Source organism: uncultured Aquimarina sp., from assembly GCF_947496855.1.
Lineage (GTDB): Bacteria > Bacteroidota > Bacteroidia > Flavobacteriales > Flavobacteriaceae > Aquimarina.
In genome coordinates this window covers 1,301,453-1,319,954 of record NZ_CANMED010000001.1, presented here as the reverse complement: position 1 = coordinate 1,319,954, position 18,502 = coordinate 1,301,453, and the positions used below count along the sequence as shown (strand labels likewise).

General features: G+C 33.2%; 13 protein-coding genes. All 13 read right to left on the bottom strand.

The features are described 5' to 3' along the window. Positions 1 to 211 precede the first annotated feature (211 nt). The 13 genes from Q0921_RS05735 to Q0921_RS25040 all read right to left on the bottom strand — a co-directional run bounded on the left by Q0921_RS05735 (position 212) and on the right by Q0921_RS25040 (position 18,475). Positions 212 to 454: a hypothetical protein gene (locus Q0921_RS05735; RefSeq protein ID WP_299254539.1), complete on the bottom strand. Its 243-nt coding sequence runs from the start codon at positions 452 to 454 to the stop codon at positions 212 to 214. Between the two features lie 452 nt (positions 455 to 906). Beyond that, positions 907 to 1,638, bottom strand: a complete 732-nt coding sequence (locus Q0921_RS05730; RefSeq protein ID WP_299254536.1) for a hypothetical protein — start codon at positions 1,636 to 1,638, stop codon at positions 907 to 909. An 8-nt stretch (positions 1,639 to 1,646) separates the two neighbouring features. Then, entirely contained in the window at positions 1,647 to 5,843 is a 4,197-nt protein-coding gene (locus Q0921_RS05725) for an RHS repeat-associated core domain-containing protein (RefSeq protein WP_299254533.1), read from the bottom strand. 2 nt (positions 5,844 to 5,845) lie between these two features. Beyond that, a complete protein-coding gene (locus tag Q0921_RS05720; RefSeq protein ID WP_299254530.1) occupies positions 5,846 to 7,207 on the bottom strand; it encodes a hypothetical protein in 1,362 nt (453 codons plus the stop codon). Between the two features lie 6 nt (positions 7,208 to 7,213). Beyond that, positions 7,214 to 9,001, bottom strand: coding sequence for a phage baseplate assembly protein V (locus tag Q0921_RS05715; protein ID WP_299254527.1), 1,788 nt, complete (start codon positions 8,999 to 9,001; stop codon positions 7,214 to 7,216). 602 nt (positions 9,002 to 9,603) lie between these two features. Next, positions 9,604 to 10,200: a hypothetical protein gene (locus Q0921_RS05710; protein ID WP_299254524.1), complete on the bottom strand. Its 597-nt coding sequence runs from the start codon at positions 10,198 to 10,200 to the stop codon at positions 9,604 to 9,606. Positions 10,201 to 10,418: 218 nt separating this feature from the next. Beyond that, positions 10,419 to 10,766 (bottom strand): hypothetical protein, encoded by a 348-nt coding sequence (locus tag Q0921_RS05705; RefSeq protein ID WP_299254521.1) that lies wholly within the window; start codon positions 10,764 to 10,766, stop codon positions 10,419 to 10,421. A gap of 1 nt (position 10,767) precedes the next feature. After that, positions 10,768 to 11,451 (bottom strand): hypothetical protein, encoded by a 684-nt coding sequence (locus Q0921_RS05700; RefSeq protein WP_299254518.1) that lies wholly within the window; start codon positions 11,449 to 11,451, stop codon positions 10,768 to 10,770. A gap of 82 nt (positions 11,452 to 11,533) precedes the next feature. Beyond that, on the bottom strand, positions 11,534 to 12,109 hold the full coding sequence (locus tag Q0921_RS05695; protein WP_299254515.1) for a hypothetical protein: 576 nt from the start codon (positions 12,107 to 12,109) through the stop codon (positions 11,534 to 11,536). A 58-nt stretch (positions 12,110 to 12,167) separates the two neighbouring features. Next, entirely contained in the window at positions 12,168 to 13,193 is a 1,026-nt protein-coding gene (locus Q0921_RS05690) for a hypothetical protein (RefSeq protein ID WP_299254513.1), read from the bottom strand. Between the two features lie 16 nt (positions 13,194 to 13,209). Next, positions 13,210 to 16,227 carry a hypothetical protein gene (locus tag Q0921_RS05685; protein WP_299254511.1) on the bottom strand — a complete coding sequence of 1,006 codons (3,018 nt, stop codon included), beginning with the start codon at positions 16,225 to 16,227 and terminating at the stop codon, positions 13,210 to 13,212. Positions 16,228 to 16,256: 29 nt separating this feature from the next. Continuing rightward, positions 16,257 to 16,514: a hypothetical protein gene (locus Q0921_RS05680; RefSeq protein ID WP_299254508.1), complete on the bottom strand. Its 258-nt coding sequence runs from the start codon at positions 16,512 to 16,514 to the stop codon at positions 16,257 to 16,259. A 14-nt stretch (positions 16,515 to 16,528) separates the two neighbouring features. Further along, the gene (locus Q0921_RS25040) at positions 16,529 to 18,475 is read right to left on the bottom strand and encodes a DUF4280 domain-containing protein (protein ID WP_366520050.1); all 1,947 of its coding nucleotides are present in this window, start codon (positions 18,473 to 18,475) and stop codon (positions 16,529 to 16,531) included. Between the last annotated feature and the right edge of the window lie 27 nt (positions 18,476 to 18,502).

Here is an 18,502-nt window from a genome sequence, read left to right as displayed (position 1 = left end):
TTAAAGCCACGGCTTATCTATTATAGCTTTATCTTTTTATTGCTATCCCTTAGTCATACCACTATTAGTTGAAAACTGGTAGTAGCCATATTATGGAACAGTTGAGAAAATATATGTTTTAATCTTGTAATTCTTCCAACCGACCAGCATACTCTATTAAGTTTAATATACCTAAATTAGATACTTCATCTTTGGTGAATTCTTTTAAAAATCATGCATATTTAGATGGTTTTCCACTAAATATTAAGTTGTTCAAAGCTGTTTTGCCAACAACTAAATCCCAAGGGTAAATCCCAAAATAACTTTCTAGTTTTGGGTAAATACCAATTTCACGACTCATATACCACCCCGCAGAACTTAAATTGTCTTTTATATTTATTGATTTTGGGATTGAATTATTTTGACCAATAAACTTCCATTCTTTTATTGGGTTAAGATCAACGGTCGCAACCATAAATGGTTTTGATAAATCCTTGTTTGATATATTTTGTTTTAATTCTTCTAAGTCTAAAAATTTATAGTCAAAAAAACCGAAGGTAAGGGAATAACACCCTTCATCTTCATGAACATGAATTAATTATGCTATGGTATAATATTTAGTAGATTCTAACTCAATTGCATATACATCATTCAATTGAGGATTATTTTTCTTTTTTACTTTGAGCATTGTTATTTATTAGTTATTATTTACAAACAGTTCCTCCAGCGGCTTTGTATCTGTCTTCATTCATACCGTGAATCTTGTTTTCTAAATCTCCCCAGCTACCACTAGTTTGTAACTAGTGGGATTGAGATTTGTATTTCAAGGAACAATAATTTAAAACATACAATATTGTTATGGTTTCCTGTTTTTTGTTTGCTTACTCAGGCGCGGTACTAGTTACAAACTAGCACCAGGGGGTTAGATCATGTCCAAAATTTTTCGAGTTCAGAATAATTTCCAAACCAAAATTTAAAAGCTTCTTTATTAATACTATTTTTACCTGTCCACCAATCTACGGGATAGTTCCAATCCGAACTATGTGTTTTTGTTGGTGCAATCGCTAGGTTGGTATATTGATTCAATAAACCTTTATGCTTACTTGTTTCGAGTATGCTGCAGTAACCTAAGGTTTCTAATAATGCCTGTCTTTGTTCTGAATTAGATTTATAACCTTTTATTTTAGATATTTTTTTTTGAATGTCTTTTTTTACAGTCTCTTCTTCGTCAGCATTAAGTAAAACATCTATTATTTCTGAAAAAATTTTAAGATCTTCTTCTTTAGGTTTTATAGGTTTTAACTCGTTGGTTTTCTTTATATAGTAAAAATAATCTAAAAGCTCAAAACCTGTTAGTCCACCAATCTCTTCAAAAGATTCTTCGACTAATTCGGTATCAAGCTCGATTTGTTCATAGTTAGAGCAAATATCGCAAGGTGATATTCGAGAAGGTTTTTGATTTTCAACCAGTTTGAATTTATGATTAGGAAAGGTCTGCAAAATTGCAAAAACAGATAAACCACTTCTCCAATTCATATTTTTAGTACTTAAGCTAGCTAAAAATAATGACACATATTTATCTTTATTTGCTTTATCATATTCAATAAAAAGTTGTTCTATTAAATCATCATGGCTGATAATTTCTTGTTCTAATATCACTGTCATATTTATTTACATCCTAAGTCTTTAAATTCTAATTCATCTAATGAAGGTAATTGACTTGGTTTTTTACCATCTAATAGTTTATCCGCAGCTTTTAACCTTCTCTTACCTTTTGTAGTTTTTTGTTTAGCTTCCGACATTCCATTTATTTTATTTCCTCTAGCTTTGTCACTATTTCGTCCAAGTAAATCACCTTCATCTACTCCCCTTTGTTCAATACCTCTTACAGCATCTTTGGGAGTTTTAACAGGAGTTACCTTTCTCATTTTATCTCCTTTGCCAAATCTAGCTCCGTCGGTACCTTTGGTTTTAGAATGTCTTCTTCCTACATCTTTCATGCTTTGATTGTCAGAAGCTCTACCATGATAATAAGGGTTCCCACTAGAGTCTTCCAATACATAATTCCAATCGAGACCTAACGGATCAATTGTCGAATTTGTATCAGAAACGTAGGTGTAAAGATTATATTCTCTACTATTTAATCCAATAGGATCTTGACTAATATAAATTCCTGTATCGCAACTATAATAACGATATCCATTATAATACAATCCAGTTTCTACATCTTCATATTGTCCTTGATATCTAAACGGACAATCTTCCAAAGAACCTTTAGCTAACTTACGTACTTTTCCATAAATATCATACTCCACCTGCCAGGTTTTTTCGCCTTGGCTATTATACATTTCTACTGGTGTACCTAGATAATCTGTAATGATAGAGTAGGAGTCGTCTTCAGTGATCTTGGCGGCTGGTTTGAAAGTTCCTTCGTCAAATATCCACGTAATCAGATTTTCTATGGGCTCTGGTTTGCTTTCTTTTAGCATACCGTACTCATCGACTACTAATTCTGGTCTTTGATTAAGATCGTATTTCCATTCGTGGAGTGGTACGTTGCCATCCCAGACGAAGCGGGTGATTGAAGCCCTCTGTCCACCGCTGGTGGACATCTCCCCTTGAGAAGGGGAGAAACCTTTGCCATGGTTTATCTTTGCAGTACGACGGCCAAGTGCGTCATATTCAAACTCTGTGCTATTATTTTTAGGATCAACGACTTTTTTAAGTATTCCGTTGCCATACCATTCGTAATCCCAGTTTCCTTTGTTGGTAATCTTGGTAATTAGATTTCCTTCTGCATCATATTTAAACTTGTTTCCGTCTGCTTCTTGTAGTTGTCCTCCTGTTCCGTATTTTCGGTCTCCTTTCCCTTCCGTTCTGTATAAGTTTCCTACCTCATCTGGGAGTTTGTAATCGAACTGTTTGTTTTCATATCGGGCTCCTGCCAAACTATTAAACTCATCATAACTATAGGTAACTACACCATTTGTTAATCCATTAACCATTTTGGTTAATCGATCATTCACATTCCAGGTGTAGGTGCGATGGCGTGTTTCTCTATTGCCTGCTGTTACTTTATGTTGTATGGGTCTACCGGCATGATCATATTCGATGTGATTGGTAATACCACCGGGAAGTATTCTTTCTACTTCCATGCCCAGACTGTTATGAGAGAATTGTGCGTTCCAGATTTTAGCCTTCCCTTGAGGGGAGGTTGGAGGGGTGTTAACATCCCCCTCGCCCCCTTTAAAGGGGGGAACACTAGCATTCATTTCTTCGATGAGTCCAAGTTTATTTCTGCTCAATGCAATATTTGCTCCCAGACTACTTGTGATATTGATTCTATTGCTTAAAGAGTCATATTTGCTTTCTACGATATGTTCGTCTTGGTTTTCTGCAATAATTCGACCTGCTTTATCTCTGATGAGTTGTACACGACTATATTCGTTTATTGCTTCAATTAGATTTCCATTTAGGTCATAGCTATACGTTTCCCAAGTGCCATCGCTATGCTCAGCTCTGGTGATTCTTCCATTTAGGTCATACTCGTATTCGGTAAACTTATCATCGGGACGATTTACTCTTAGTACTTTTCCGGCTCGATCACGATCATACTTTCTTGTTAATCCATCAAAACCAATTTCTCTTATGATTTCTCCTTTTTCATTTCTGGAGAAACGGTAGAATTCATTATGTTCATTGGTAATGGTATTTAGTTGTTCTTCTGTATCATATTTAAAGTAGATTTTTCTACTATTCTCTTCTCTCATTTTAAGACTTCCCATCGGAGTGTAATCAAAATTAACTTCACGTTTCTTTTGATCTACCGTTTGGATAACCTCATCGTATGCATTGTATTTTAGTTTGATGATATTGGCATCTGCTTGTCTTATTTGATAAATACGGTCTAATTCATCATAGAAGAATTGCTGTTGATGATCTTCAGAGTTTCTGGTATGTAAACACCTTCCCCAAGGATCATATTCCCAGCTAGATTTTGCTCCATTTGGTAATGTAAGTTCATGAAGGTTATGATCTTCATCATAATCTAATTTTGTCCTATTCCCGGCATTATCTCTTACTTCATTAATTAGTCCTTGTTTATTATACTCAAATGATGTAACACCTCCGTCTAACCCAATAACAGCGTGTAGCCGATCATTATCAAAAGTTTTTACAACCGAACCTCCTGATGGGTCTTTGCTAAGAACCAATCTATCTTTTTCGTCATATACAAATCCAATCACAGAACCATCTGGTTGGTGTAAGCCTGTTAAATTTCCGCGTTCATCATAGCTATATCCGGTGATATTTCCTTCTTCGTCAATATCACGATAGGGTTCCATATAAGGTGTGTATTCATGGAATATATTATCACCCAAAGGATCTGTAACCTGAGTACATAAATTTAAATTATTAAAATAATAAATACTTTCTTGCCCAAGTGAGTTAGTTACTAAATTATACCCTTTATTATATTCAATGGTTCCAGAAAGAATTCCTTCATCTCCCCAAGTTTCAATACATCTGGCACCTGTTGTCTTTCCATCATATTTCCAGTAGAAAGCTTGTCCATTACGATCTGTTTTTTTGATCATTAGGTGATTTTTGTACTCCATCATTGTTACCTGATCCAATGCATCAATAATCTCAATAAGATCACCATCTTCATTATATACATATTGTATCAGTGTTCTGGATTCTCCTTGATGTCTAGCGGTAACTTTAGTAACTCTATTTTCTTCATCTAGATCCAAATCAATTTTTCTACCAGCAGTATCTATAATTTGTTCTAACCGATATATTGCATTGTATATGAATTGGATTTTAAAACCTTCTGGGTTTCTTAAGGTAGTTGGTTTATAGAGTGTATCCGTGTATTTGGTAAATGTATATGTCTGTTGTGATTCGTGATCAGTAATTTCGTAGGTTTTTCCATCTATAAACGTTAATGTTAGTTTTTCGGTTCTATTATAGGAAGATTCATTTTCTAAGACTAATAGGGGGAAAGAAGTTATTCTTCCGTCGGGTAATCGCATAACAATCGCATCTTCGTCATAATCGATGTGTAACGCCAGATCATAGTTACAATGCATTCCGTGTCCCATCATTCCTTCATATCCAGAATCTGAGTACCAATTACGTTCCCAGCGAATTGGTATGGAACCACCAATACTAAAATCTTCTCCTTCATAAACCATACGACCTGTAATTAAATCTACAGGTTCGAATCCCATTTTACACATCTTTTTCTTTAATCCACTAGTTGCCGGTAATGCGTGGTTGAGTTTTGTAAGTCCTTTTTTAGCAAGTTTTCCTGCTCCTTTCATTAATGCTCCGAAACCATAAGACATTACTAAAGCCATAAGCATTCCTAATAAATCGGGAGCATATGGTCCACCTACATTTACTGGTTTCCCCATAGGTAAGGGAATACTCATAGATGAAGGTAAATATAAGCTTGGAATAGGTTTCATTTTTTTACCAGGTGTTAATGATAGCGGCATTCCGATATCATTACATGTCATGGTCATATACCCAGCAGGAGTAAAGTAGGCGTCTTCTGCGCTTACTTTTGTACTTCCAAAAAAGTTCATAGAATCATGTCCGATCATCGGAGCCATAGCAAATGGCCCACCCATAGGAATATGAATCATTGTACCGATCATACCGGCGGTACCACTATTTCCTTTGGGAACACAATTAACATTTACGGTAGATCCTATTATAGGAACATAATCCATTGGATCTACTACCATACCAATATAGGGATGCGGTATTGGAACTGGAACTCCAGGTGGAATGATTACAATATGTATGTCAATTCCGATAACAGGGGTAAAATGTTTGCTTGCTAATAACATGTCTAGAACCAGTTTAAAATTGAAAGACTCTTTTTTTTCATTTCTTTACGGTGCGCTTCCACAGTTGATCTCCATTCTTCTCCTTCAATTTCTTTCATAAAGATGTCTATGGAATCGCATTCGTTCATTTCTCTGTTTTTCTCTACGATATTGTAATAATCTGCAGCTATATATGCCAAGCAAGTAGATTTTATCATTTCTGGTACTAATGAAACACCAAATTGATATGCTTTAGTAACAATATCTGTATATCTTTTTTGGTCTCTTTTCTTAATAACATTGTATCCTAACCACCAAGCGGTTAATGCTTGTGGTCCGAAACCGTATTCAATTGAAATATCTGCTTGTTTGCAAAATAGATCTGCTGCCTTATCTTTTTGTTTTTGTAGCTGTTTGCAACTAGCTTGATACCCGTAATTCTGTATAATAATGGGTTTACAGGTTTCATCTCCGCCGGATAATCCTTGTTTCGCAATAGCTAATCCTTTCTGCAGTAATTCTTCTATGATTTTATATTCTTTAAAATTAAAAAGCATTCCGGCATAAATTACGTGGGCTGTAGCAAAAGCAGATTTACTTCCGGATTTCTGAGTAACCGTTAACCCTTTCTTTCCCCATACGTGGAGTCTTTGTACATTCTTTTTGGTAACACTTTTAGACATTTCGATCATACATTGTCTAAACTGTACTTCTGGGTCATTAGGATCTCCTGCAGAAGCTATTTTATTAATAGCTCCTTGTAGATCCAGAGGAACAGCAAGTGAGGTCGATATATCATTATGATTTTTTATAAGCTGATCAAAGTATCGCTCTTCTACATAATCAAAAAACATTAATCTTACTTTATCGGGCAAACCTAATTGCATAAGCCAATCAATCCATTTGTCATAGTCTTTAGTTTCTTCAACGGAATAAGGATATAGCGATAATGTTAACGGAAGTTGTGGGTTTGGCATTGCTTTCTGAAAAGTGCTGAGCATTTCTAATAACAATACATCACAATCGGTATTTTCATTTTCTAGTTTTGTTTCGAATTCTGAAACACCCCAATTAAATTTTAGATTTTTTGTATCTAAATCTTGTTGTAATTTTTCATCTTTTTTAAACGTATCAATCCAATCTTGAATTAATTTTCTGCTATGGGTTTCTTTACTTTCAAAAGCAGTAAGTAGTACTAATGGAACATCTGGCAACCCTCCATTAGGAGTAGATTCTAAACGCAAGAAACCTTCATACAATCTAGCTTGGTCAGGTTTTATTAACCATCTAACAAGTTGTATATGATCATTAGGGCTTACTTCATCAATCCATTTTTGTTGAATTGTAGTAATTAATTGCGCTATGGGATTATGTTCGTTATTCATCTCGTATTAACCGCAGTTAAGGTTTAATAATCCTCCTTTTACATTTGTCATTGCTGTGCCGTCAATATCGGTCATACCTTTACTGGTAAGCTTTAATTCGGCTTCTCCTTCTACTAAAGTACTTGGTGCTCCGATTTCTACCTTTGCTTTACTGTTAATAGTCACTTTTGCACTTCCATCGTTTAGGATTTCTTTAGAGGTAACATTTACATTATTGGTACCATCGATGTTTACAGTTTCCGTGGCGTTGATATTAATTTCTTTAGATGAAAAATTAATTTTCTCTGGCGCACTAATGTTTATTTCTTTTTTAGAGGTATCTAAAATAATTGAATTACCGTTTTTATCAGTTATTGTTATGGTCTCTTTCCCATCTTCATCAGAGAATGATAGTGTATGTCCACCACGAGTTTTTATTGCTTTGATATCATTTTTTTCGCTTTTCCAATCACCAGCATTACTACCTCCAGTAAAGAGTGCTCCCATTACATAAGGTCTTTCTGCATTACCACCTTCAAAACCTACAATAACTTCTTCATCTTTCTCTGGTGTAAATTGAAAACCTTTTCCCCCTCCGGCATGAGCAGTTAAAACACGAAGCCAAGGAGTTTCTTCTCCACTAGCTTTCTGCCAAGGGAACTGTACTTTTATTCGACTCATACCATCTGGATCAGCATTATCCATTACGGTGGCAACTTGTGATTCACTTTTTGGAAAGGCCATCATATTGGTATTAGGATATACATCCAGATCTGCAGTTACGCCCACAAAACGGTTTTGGTATTTTCCATTTTCTGTAGAGTTATGTGAAACACTAATAATTCTAAAATTTCCGTAATCAGATTGTTCTCCTTTTATTTTTACGACTTGTCCTAAATGTACTCCTGGATTATCGCTTACTCCATGGATTTGAACTTGTTTTATTTCTGTAGCTTTTTTTTGTTGTTCTACATGCTTATCTAATCGTTTCTTTAATTGAGGATCGTAATAGGAGTTTACATATACACTGGTTTCTTTTGCAAATATTGTATCGCTTTTCTCGCTTGTAAACCCATTGAATCCATTAACACCGGAATTTACCTGAGCTGTTGCCATTTCGTGTTGCTCATCTGTTAAGTAATCGTTAGTGAAATATTTAAAGTTATTAGGGCTAGGGTTTAGGTTTAAAGAGAATTCTTGTAAATCATGACCATAATTTAATTCTGTAGTGTCTTTATCCTCTGGTTTTCCGAATACGAGTTTACTTCCATCATAAAAAAACCATTCACTGTATTGCGCAGCTAATCTACTAACATACTCAAAAGCGCTTTCATTATGTTGTACACTATAATGGAGGGTTTCAGAATTCTGAGGATTGATATTGGTTTCTAGTTTGGACTTATCATACCCTTGAAACGTTTTGTCTAATATTTCAGAGAGCCCCACATCGCTATGTGAGTCGTAATGTGGTCCATCATCGGTTATAATACTGCAGCTGTGTGCTTTTATAGAAACCATATCGCCACTTTGCTGATGAAATCCTTTTGTATTGCTAACGGAAGTTACTATTCCTTTAAATTCCAGTTCTTTATATCCGTTAGTGGTATCAAGAGAAGAAACTTTTACAGTCAGAATCTCACCTAGATAATTTTTACTTTCTGATGCTATTTCTCCTGAGATATTCTCTAATACATCCATTCTACATAACAGTTCAAGAACGTGATGGGAATCGATTTCTTGATGAAGCATTAATCTTTTATATGCAGATATTGGAGATCCGCCTATAAAAATTTGTGTATTTGATTGCAGAGCCATAATTTTTCGTTGTTTTCAGTTTTATAGAGTACCCTAATACTAAAAATTCTATATGTATTTACATTTAGTGTACTATTACCTTGTATAGTTAACTTTATAGACAATCTGAACGATTTGGGGGAAGAGTTCTGAGTATATACGAAATGTCTAAAAAATGTCAAAAATTGTATTTAACAATCTATTATAAAAATACTTAATTTTTTAAAAACGATATAGTTAACAAAGTTATTTTTATGTTTTCCTACATAAAAAAGGGTTGTTTTCCCCATTCATTTTTGTTGTCATCAACTTTATATACAGAAGTTGATGAAAATGTTACCCAAATATTCAAAAATGTTTTATGTGTGTGGTTTTATAGTCTGAGTATTTGCTTTAAAATTTTTATAAAACGAGGTTGTGATTCCTTACCTTTTCATTTCTCTAATCCAAATATCTAATCCTGTAGAAGTATTTATTCGTTTTTTCGGTATTCTATTTTCGTTATAAAAAGAGGAAAGTATTATTTAAGTGATTGTTTCTTACTTTCTAAAATTTTCCCGTCTAAAGGAATACTCATTTTACCTCTTACATTATTATATACTCAAAAATATACTTCATTATAATTAATTAAGAAACCTGTTTACGAATAAGAGTATTAAACCGATTAGTAATAGCATAAAAATCAAACCATATTTACTGATTTTGTTTGGCAAATCACTTTTAGATAATTTATCAACCAATGTGTCACTAATTACTAGTTCATTCTCAGCTTTTTTGATAATCAATTCATTCTTTTTATTATATGCTGCTGTACCTTTTAGGATATATTCTTTATCATCTTGTAATAATAGATTCTCAGTATGTGTACTACCCGATATTTTTTTATCGGTCTGATTAACGTTAAGAAGAAATATTGAAATGTTTTTAGCTTTTACTTTAATCTTACCGGTATGGTCTTCGATATAGAAATCATTACAATCTGTATCAGATGATATTGTCTCCCATTTCATATGCCTATCCTGTTCTTTTGATTCAGATATTCCTCTATCAATAGAACTTACACTTCTTTTTCTCGATGAATTGAAACGCATAATAGAATAGTTGTATCCTATGCAGTCTGATTTCGTCATCGGGGAAGTCATTGTATCGATTTGTTTTAGTTTTCCTTTTATTTCCACAAATCCGGTTGATATATCTTTAATATCCGAGATTATTGGCATTATTCTTCTTTTCCTTTTTTTCCGCTTTTGAGATTCTCCTATAATTATTATGATTACGAGAAATAAGAAAAATAGTATTATTGAAGAGGTCATTCTTTTAGTTTAAGATAAATGAAATGATAATAGATTATTTGATCAATACTGTTTTTTATTTTCTTGAAAAAAAACTATATTGCTAATAAGGAATAAAATAAGAAAATTTTTTTCATTTATATAAATTATTTTCTTTCCGATACTTTACCAATTTTCCACAATCTATCCGAATAATGTAAACAAAAAGCATAACACGCTATTGAAATAAAAACACCACTGTATAGAATAATCTCTATGTTTATATTTATACTAAGAAGTATACCTAAAAAAAGAAGATTTACGAAAGCAGCCATTAGGGTTCCTGTAGAAATAGGACCTAACGTATTATAGAGTACTTTTATTGGCTTAAGAATAAAACAGAGAATACTTAATATAATACCTAATCCTATATTTCCAAAAGTAAATATTATAACTAATATCCCTTTATGCATATTGTGATCCTCAACCCATTTAAGTATCTCATCTAATTCCATCTCAATTAAAAATAGATTTATAAACAACAAAAAAAATGATGCATATAACTAGAAACACAATAAAAAAACCAGCTTTATTTTTCATAAAAGGGATGTCTTTATAAACAAATTCATAAAAGTTCTTATCCATTATAACGAAATCTTTTTCACCTTTTACTATTTCTAAATTACCATCACCGTTTTTAATAATTGTACCCGAAAGAATGTATTCTGTATTATCTTCTAATAATAAATTTTCTACATCAAGAAGTGTTTTAGAAAGCTTTTTCTCTGATCTGTTTACATTAACCTGTATAGAAATATATTTAGCATTTATTTTTATTCTTCCAGTATCATCTTGGATATAGAAATCTGTACTTTTAGATTCTGTTCTATATGTTCGCCATCCTTTACTTCCTCTTGCTCTTCTTACTCCTGCAGTTCTATATGAAAGCTGACTGTAATTATAACCAATACATTTAGTTTCTGTGATAGGTGATTTTATATGGTTTATTGACTTTAATGTACCTCTAATCTTGACAAACCCTTTAAAAAGTGTGTTTATTTTAGAAACTTCAAGAGTTTCAATAGGGTTTGGCTTTTTCTTTTTAAGAACACCATATAAAATCATTCCTCCAATTAATAGAAAAAATAGGACGTCCGAAAAGTCAAGAGAAATTAAAGTTAGTAATATGATAAGTTCCACCGGATAAAGTTAATATAAGATAAATTCATCGCTTCCTACAGGCTTGTAAAATAAGAAATTCCACTTATTATGATTTAAAAATTTAATGTTTATCCATCAGTTTACGAAAATCTGGAAACCTTTTAGGTAACTTTAAGCCAAATGCATAATATATTCCATAGATTACAAAATACAATGGAATCAAACCAAGTACCATTAGTAGTACATTCAAATGGGTAGTAGCATTGGATACTGTTTTTGCGGTTCTCTCATTATAGCGAATCTCATAGGGTTTTTTCTTATCTGGGGGTGTTCTGGAGGTTATACTTAGTTTTTTTGTAATAGAATCCAAAGACTTTTCTGGTTTAAATTTTACCGTTATTTGTTGTATTGTCAAAGGGGATTTACCGCTTCTTCGTTCTTGTTCATAACTATCTAGCTCTACGATGGTGGCCTGATACTTATCCGTGGTTACTTTTTGGTATAAACCTTCTACGGATGGACCAAAAAGAAAAACACATAAATAGCATAGGACGGTATAGCTACTAAATACAATACCAAAAAGAAAGCATCCTGATTTTTTTGATTTATCTCCTTCATTACCTTGTAAGCGTTTTTTTATTTGATAAGAAATCCAAAAGGTGATTCCAAGGATAATAAGATTATGATATGGTTGCATTTTGTTTGCTTCAGATAATTTTTGTAAATATTAGATATCTACAAAAATATTTAATTCGTTAAATTACCTCAAGTTTAGCATTTGGTTTTGGGCGGTGTAAAAGGAAACGGTAAAAGCCATAAGAAAATGAATTTTTACCTTTTTTAACATATTTTGAAAACAGTGCAGAATCCCATTGATTATATGGTCCGATTTGTTCTAAACCAACCATTTTTCCATTACCATAAAATACTAATCTAAAGTTTTCTAAAGGCATCATTTTAAAATTATCTTGCTTATAATCTTCGAAATACGAATTCCATTGTTCTTTTACATCTTCTTCTAAATGATAAATTTGCTGCGCCATTATTCTTTCATTATTAAACAATTGATTAGCAAGTTTATCTCTTTTTTTATTCTGAAAGTTTTGTCGCAATTCTTCATATATAGCAACGGTTTCTTCTGTTAGAGCTTTTAATTCATCAGTATCATTGGTCAATAAATTAACTGATTTACTCCATCCATCAATAGTATAAGGTACTGAAACTTCAAAACTATCAGTATGTTCATAGACGGGTAGGTTGGGTTGGGTGAAATACGGAATATCTATTCCTTCTGCTTTCACATATTTTACTTCTTTGGGAGATTCCCACTCAAATACAGAATATTCGCCGGTTGAAACACCTTCCATGAAATCATCCGCTACAATCTCTATATTAAGTTGAGAGTTGCCTAGTTTAGGATGTTTAATTTCGGTTTTACGATCTATAACGGGAGGTAACATTCGGACGGTAATTTGTTGCATTCCACTTTTTAATATTCCATAATTAATAGGAGCATAAGCACCATTAATCACTGAACCTATTTTATTTGAATTAATAAAAAAAACCTTTCTATCATTGATTAAAATCTCGAAATTACAATTGGCAGCTACGACTCTCACTCCATAATGGGTTTCTTCTTCGTAATGTTCTACTGTTTTGTGTAATTCTAGGATATCTTGTTGAGTGTATTCAGTTGTAGTCATTTTTTTATTTTGTTGTGACTGACCACAGGAAATTATTGTGATCAAAAGAATGGTGTTTAATATTTTTTTAGTGATCATTTGTGCAATTTTACAGCTAATTTACTAAAGGAATTTTAAAATCTAAAGCAGCTTCGTAAGGATCCATAACTACAAATTCACCCCCTGCTTCGGCATCAATTTCGCCAATAGCTTCATCACTATCTTTAGAACCAAATTTACCCGAACCCTTGGCAGCTACAGTTACTGTTAATCCGTGAAATGTCAATTTAGGGTTAAGATATACTCCATCGGGATAATCTTTGTCATTCTGTACCCATTCGACAAATCCAGAAATAGTGATTCCGGTTACTACACTAGCATAAGCACTTAGTTCTACAGCTGCTTCATAACTCCATGCTTCATATTTTTTCTGATATTTAATCCCTGCATATACTTCCATTTCGATACGTCCACCTACCTCCATAGGCGCGTCATCTTCTTTATCTTTTAGATCCTTAATATCTCCTGGTGTAATATTACTTTTTCCTGAAGCAGTGTTATATTGTAAGAATCCTTTTGCAAAAACAGCTCCGGTTACTGTTAGATCTAGCCTTATCTCAAATCCTCCCATTTCCATCATTCCCAATGCAAAATATACTACGGGATGGGATTTCTGTACTAATGCCATAAAATTAAGTACAATTTCTGCACCTATAATCGGATCTAGAATTGCAGTAAGTTCTAAATTTGTACCTATTTCGTTTTGCTGTTGACTTTTAGGATTTTCTGCATACCAACTTCCAGCTAAAGCAACAGATGGGGGTACTATATTGACAGAAGCTAAAGATTTTGGTTTAAAAGCTTTGAGAATTGCCGCCCTTTTTTCTGCGATCTCTGCATCTGAAATATCAGGTCTTTTCTTTTTGCCCTTAGTTTTACCTTTGATATTTCCTTTCTTTTTTCCTCCAAAAATATCGTCAACAATTTTCTTAAATCGTAAGATAGTTTTAAGAAGTTCAACATATTTCTGGTATCCAGCTGTTACCTCAAAACGTTCTGCTGGGCGATCCCAATCTGCCCATAAGGATAATATGATATCTGACAACCCATCTTCGATGGCGTCATCAAAGTCATACATATCCTTAAACTTTGGTTTCTTTTTGTTTAATTCAGGATCGTTGTTTGCTTTTTTAACCTCTTTTTTTACATATTTATTTTTATCTTTTTTGCGATCTTCTACATTTTGTAAATATTTATCTTTCTTTTTTTGATATTTTTCCTGTTGTTTATTAAAACTTTTTTCACGCTTCTTGATTTCGTTTAATTTCTTCTTCGCTTTAGCCTTATCTTTTCCTTTTAATTTAGCAATCTTTTTTTCCTGTTTCTTTATACGTTTTTCATTCTTTTTCTTATCACCATTAATCTCGTCTATAAGACCTTCATATTTGTCAGCCATATCTTCATTACGGGCTATCTTATCATCATAAGTTTCTTTTGCTTCTTTATCTACTTTCTCAATTCGAACTTGATAATCTTCATATTTTTGACGAACGTCTTTAAACGCATCCAAATCACTATTATAACAAAACTGTAGTGTCCATTTAATGTCAGGATATACATCTACATTAATAATTGCTTCTGGTTGCCTACAGGTATGAATCTTAATAGGGTATTGTTGTATATTCTTTTTACTTGCTGGCCAGATATATTGTATCACCTCTCCTAAGGTTTCATTATCCGTAGTTTTACCATATTGATATGGTACCTCAATAATTACTTCAGTATCAGATAAAGCTTTGTCACTATATGTTTTTTTTGGCCGATTCCAAGCCTTACCTGATTTTCTAGATGCGCCTCCAATAATAGATTTTAAACCTAAAGAACCAAAAACATGATCTTCATTAAACTCTCCATTGTCATTATTATCTCCGTGACTTCCATCTTCTTGTTCAAATTCGAGCCCTTTTACTTTAATTTTATCAGCATTAGTAGCTCGATATCCCTTGTCCTTTTTGGAAGATTCTATTACAACAGCTTCTTCTATAGAGGATACATCAATTACCTTATCTTTATGATATAGATTTTCACTCCCAATTAGTAAACAGTTTTTAGTATCTGTATCTAATACAATCTTTACTTCTTTTCTGCCATGTCTGGGTCCGGCAACGGCAGCAAATGACATGACTTCTGGTTTTAAGCCTTGTGTAGTGTCATAAATAACGCCGGTAGTTTCTTCATCTCCTTTAAAATAAGTAGCTTCTATCTTTGTAAAAAAACAAGGTTTAAACTCTGCAACATCTGTGACAATTTTTCCAATAGTTGTAGGTTTATTACCCGATTTGGTAGCATTGTTTACTTTCTTTTTTTCTTCTTCAGTTGGTTTTTTTACAACTAAAGCATTTTTGTCAAAAGCTGTTTTGTGTTTACCATCGATGTTGAACTCTATAATAGGAATGATATTAATTGTATTGCCCGCATAATCCCATCTTTTTTCTAATCGTATGTCGATTACTACTTTTTGTACTTTACTAGTAGAGTCTTCGGTATCTTGTAACACCTTTACTTCTCTACTAAAATATTGAGCCAATGTATTATCTGGATTATTTACATCTTCATCTAAGTCAAGCTCATATTCAAAGGATTTAATATCCTTTAACCATACTTTTATTTCATGACCATATAGACCAGTGGTATAAATATGTAATTGAACGGCTTCTGTAAAGAATTTAGAACCACTTATTTCATTTCCGTGAATATCTCTCCATTCTACCTTATCAATACTGCGCTTTCCAATGGAATTAATAAAATAACCAAAAGGAGCTTTAAATTGAGGATCATGACCTGGTATTACAGGTTCTACCCAACCCAATCCACCTCCGGAATATACAGTAGGAACTCTAAAGCTTGCTGTAGCTCCTTTTAAACCTTTATGAAAACCTGAGTTTTTAGGGCTGTTATAAAACATATTAGCGATCCACTGAATATTTTTTATTTCTTCATCAGTATAACCTTCTGTGTCGGTGAATTCTAAAGAAACACTAACGCCCGGATCTAACGTTATTAAATGTTCTGAATCATTAACTACTGCTTCTGTAGCCGGAGTGAGTATTTTTATACTGTTTTTACTTGCCATAATTCATCTACTATTTAATCTCTTTCTTTTTATTTACTATAAAACCAAGCTAATAAGATCATACCTACTGAAATGACAAAAGGTATTTTCCATAATAATTCAGAAGGTTTATATACAATATATAAAATGGTTGTTATTACTAATAAAGCTAATGTAATTCCTCCAAAAATTATCATTCTAATGAATCCTCCAGGAACATGGGTATGACTCGTAGAAGGTATTAGATACCAAATACAGCTTATAACTTGTAATATTATGATTATTATAGGTGCAAATTTTTGAATCATCTTATATTTTTTAATTATTCATAGTGCGTTTCTACAGAGCCCGCTTTATGAGTTCCATAACTTTTACCATGCTCATCCTTTGCAAACTTGTATACGGTATTTCTTAGATAGTTTTCTAAGTTCTTATCTTCACTATTTTGCTTAAAGAACATTAAAATTTTGTAAGATGCATTGATCGCATCTTTCGCTCCTTTTATTTTTACTACTTGGTCATCGTTAGCGTCAAGCACAGATACTCCATCTTTTTTTGGTCCATATTTTTGAGCCCGAGTCCAGTCTTCAGGATCTATAGCATCAGATTCACCATGCTTATGTGCATCTTGATTGTTATAAGATTGTATGTTTTTTATAGCTTTATTACCATCTCTTATGATATGTGCATCTGAAAAAGAGTCCTGAACCATATGCAAGATTTTACCCATATGAAATAACCCGTGATAACTTTTTTCTTTGGCATCTGGGTTTGCTTTTTTTACAGATATTGCCTTTTTGTACCACTTTATTGCTTGTTCTACAATTTTATCGACCACTTGCTGATTCGTGAAATCTCCAGTTGGTGCCATAGAGTGCCAAAACTGAAGATCTCCGTGATGCGTTCTATAAGCCATGGTGCCTTCTGTATGCTCATCTCTAAAAGTTCTGTAATAACAGGTTTCTACAGAGTTTTCATCACCACAAGGTACATCTGGCCAAGCACAGCCTTCATCTAATCGGTAATCATACTTTAATCCAGCTTTTTTTGCAGCTTGTTTTGTAATGTTTTCGTGTACAGCTCCTTGTCCTCGGATTTTAAAGAATTCTACAGTTATTTTTTCTCCAGATTTAAGTGTAACGATTCCGTGGTCATCACTATCATCTTCTACAAATAGTAAATCTTTTGCTTTATCTTCTCTATTGGGTTGGTTTTGTTTTACAGAAGCCTTAAACTTTCTAATGCTACCATCTTCCCCTTTTATATTGAAAGATGCATATTCAAAATCTTTACTAAGTAACTTATTATATCGTATAAAATCAGCAGCGAATAGTGTTCCTTCATCTCCTGAAGCATCACCACCAATACTATCATATTCGTTTCTTATAAGATCCTCTATATAGTGACCTGTTTCTTCAATCATTGCTCGAAATAACATCCAATTGGCAGCGGGTTCTTTTTCTGCTTTTAATACCCATTTTTCATTAAGATGTATTGTTTTATCCTTATAATAGGCTACTTGAGTTTCTGATAAGGATTTTTCAATTTGCCATTGGGGTGGCGGTACAGCACCTTTTGTGAGATCATCCTTAAATTCTTTAATAGCAGTGTGTTTTATTCCTTTTCCAAAAATTCCTCTTAACCCTGCTATAAATGGTTTGGAGGAGTCATACTCCATAGTTTCTGTGCTATCCAGAAAAGGTGCTTTCAAATCACCAGTACTATTTATGTACAAGTCTGTAGTTACGGAGACAACTCTTTCTTCTTCTTTTCTAACCCAATCTTCTTTTTCCGTCTCCAAATCATTATCCTGAGACTCGACCATTTTTTTTACATTCACCAATGGATTTAATTGGCTTTGTACTTCTTCATCTGCTTGTTCTACACTACTGCTACCCGCAGCAGCTGTTTGACCGTGCCAAGTAAACTCTACACTTGGTGAACCTGAGATAGCGCACATAGCTTTACTCTTTTCAGTAAGTATTTGCCCTTGATTAGATAATATCACTTTATCATAGAAATCCTGCCATTGAGTTATAGCAGGAACACAAGGTAAATATCCACTAGAGCTAGGTTGTAATTTACATTGACCAAAAGTTTTTGCTTTAAGCGGCATACCAATATCCATAGTATTAGCAATCAGCTTTTTACTACCTCCAGAATCATTTATATATTCTTTCTGTTGAGTTAGTACAACCAATGTATCAGGCATCGTACCAAATTGACACTTACACATTGCTCCATCTACTACCACATGTCCTGTACTCATATTTTTTAGTGTATATTAGCTATATTG

What these genes read in the sequence shown, in the direction of transcription:
- Q0921_RS05715 (WP_299254527.1), bottom strand. Translation starts at nt 9,001, where the DNA reads ATGGCTCTGCAATCAAATACACAAATTTTTATAGGCGGATCTCCAATA.
- Q0921_RS25040 (WP_366520050.1), bottom strand. Translation starts at nt 18,475, where the DNA reads ATGAGTACAGGACATGTGGTAGTAGATGGAGCAATGTGTAAGTGTCAA.
- Q0921_RS05725 (WP_299254533.1), bottom strand. Translation starts at nt 5,843, where the DNA reads ATGTTATTAGCAAGCAAACATTTTACCCCTGTTATCGGAATTGACATA.
- Q0921_RS05680 (WP_299254508.1), bottom strand. Translation starts at nt 16,514, where the DNA reads ATGATTCAAAAATTTGCACCTATAATAATCATAATATTACAAGTTATA.
- Q0921_RS05735 (WP_299254539.1), bottom strand. Translation starts at nt 454, where the DNA reads ATGGTTGCGACCGTTGATCTTAACCCAATAAAAGAATGGAAGTTTATT.
- Q0921_RS05720 (WP_299254530.1), bottom strand. Translation starts at nt 7,207, where the DNA reads ATGAATAACGAACATAATCCCATAGCGCAATTAATTACTACAATTCAA.
- Q0921_RS05695 (WP_299254515.1), bottom strand. Translation starts at nt 12,109, where the DNA reads ATGCAACCATATCATAATCTTATTATCCTTGGAATCACCTTTTGGATT.
- Q0921_RS05705 (WP_299254521.1), bottom strand. Translation starts at nt 10,766, where the DNA reads ATGGAATTAGATGAGATACTTAAATGGGTTGAGGATCACAATATGCAT.
- Q0921_RS05685 (WP_299254511.1), bottom strand. Translation starts at nt 16,227, where the DNA reads ATGGCAAGTAAAAACAGTATAAAAATACTCACTCCGGCTACAGAAGCA.
- Q0921_RS05690 (WP_299254513.1), bottom strand. Translation starts at nt 13,193, where the DNA reads ATGATCACTAAAAAAATATTAAACACCATTCTTTTGATCACAATAATT.
- Q0921_RS05710 (WP_299254524.1), bottom strand. Translation starts at nt 10,200, where the DNA reads ATGCCAATAATCTCGGATATTAAAGATATATCAACCGGATTTGTGGAA.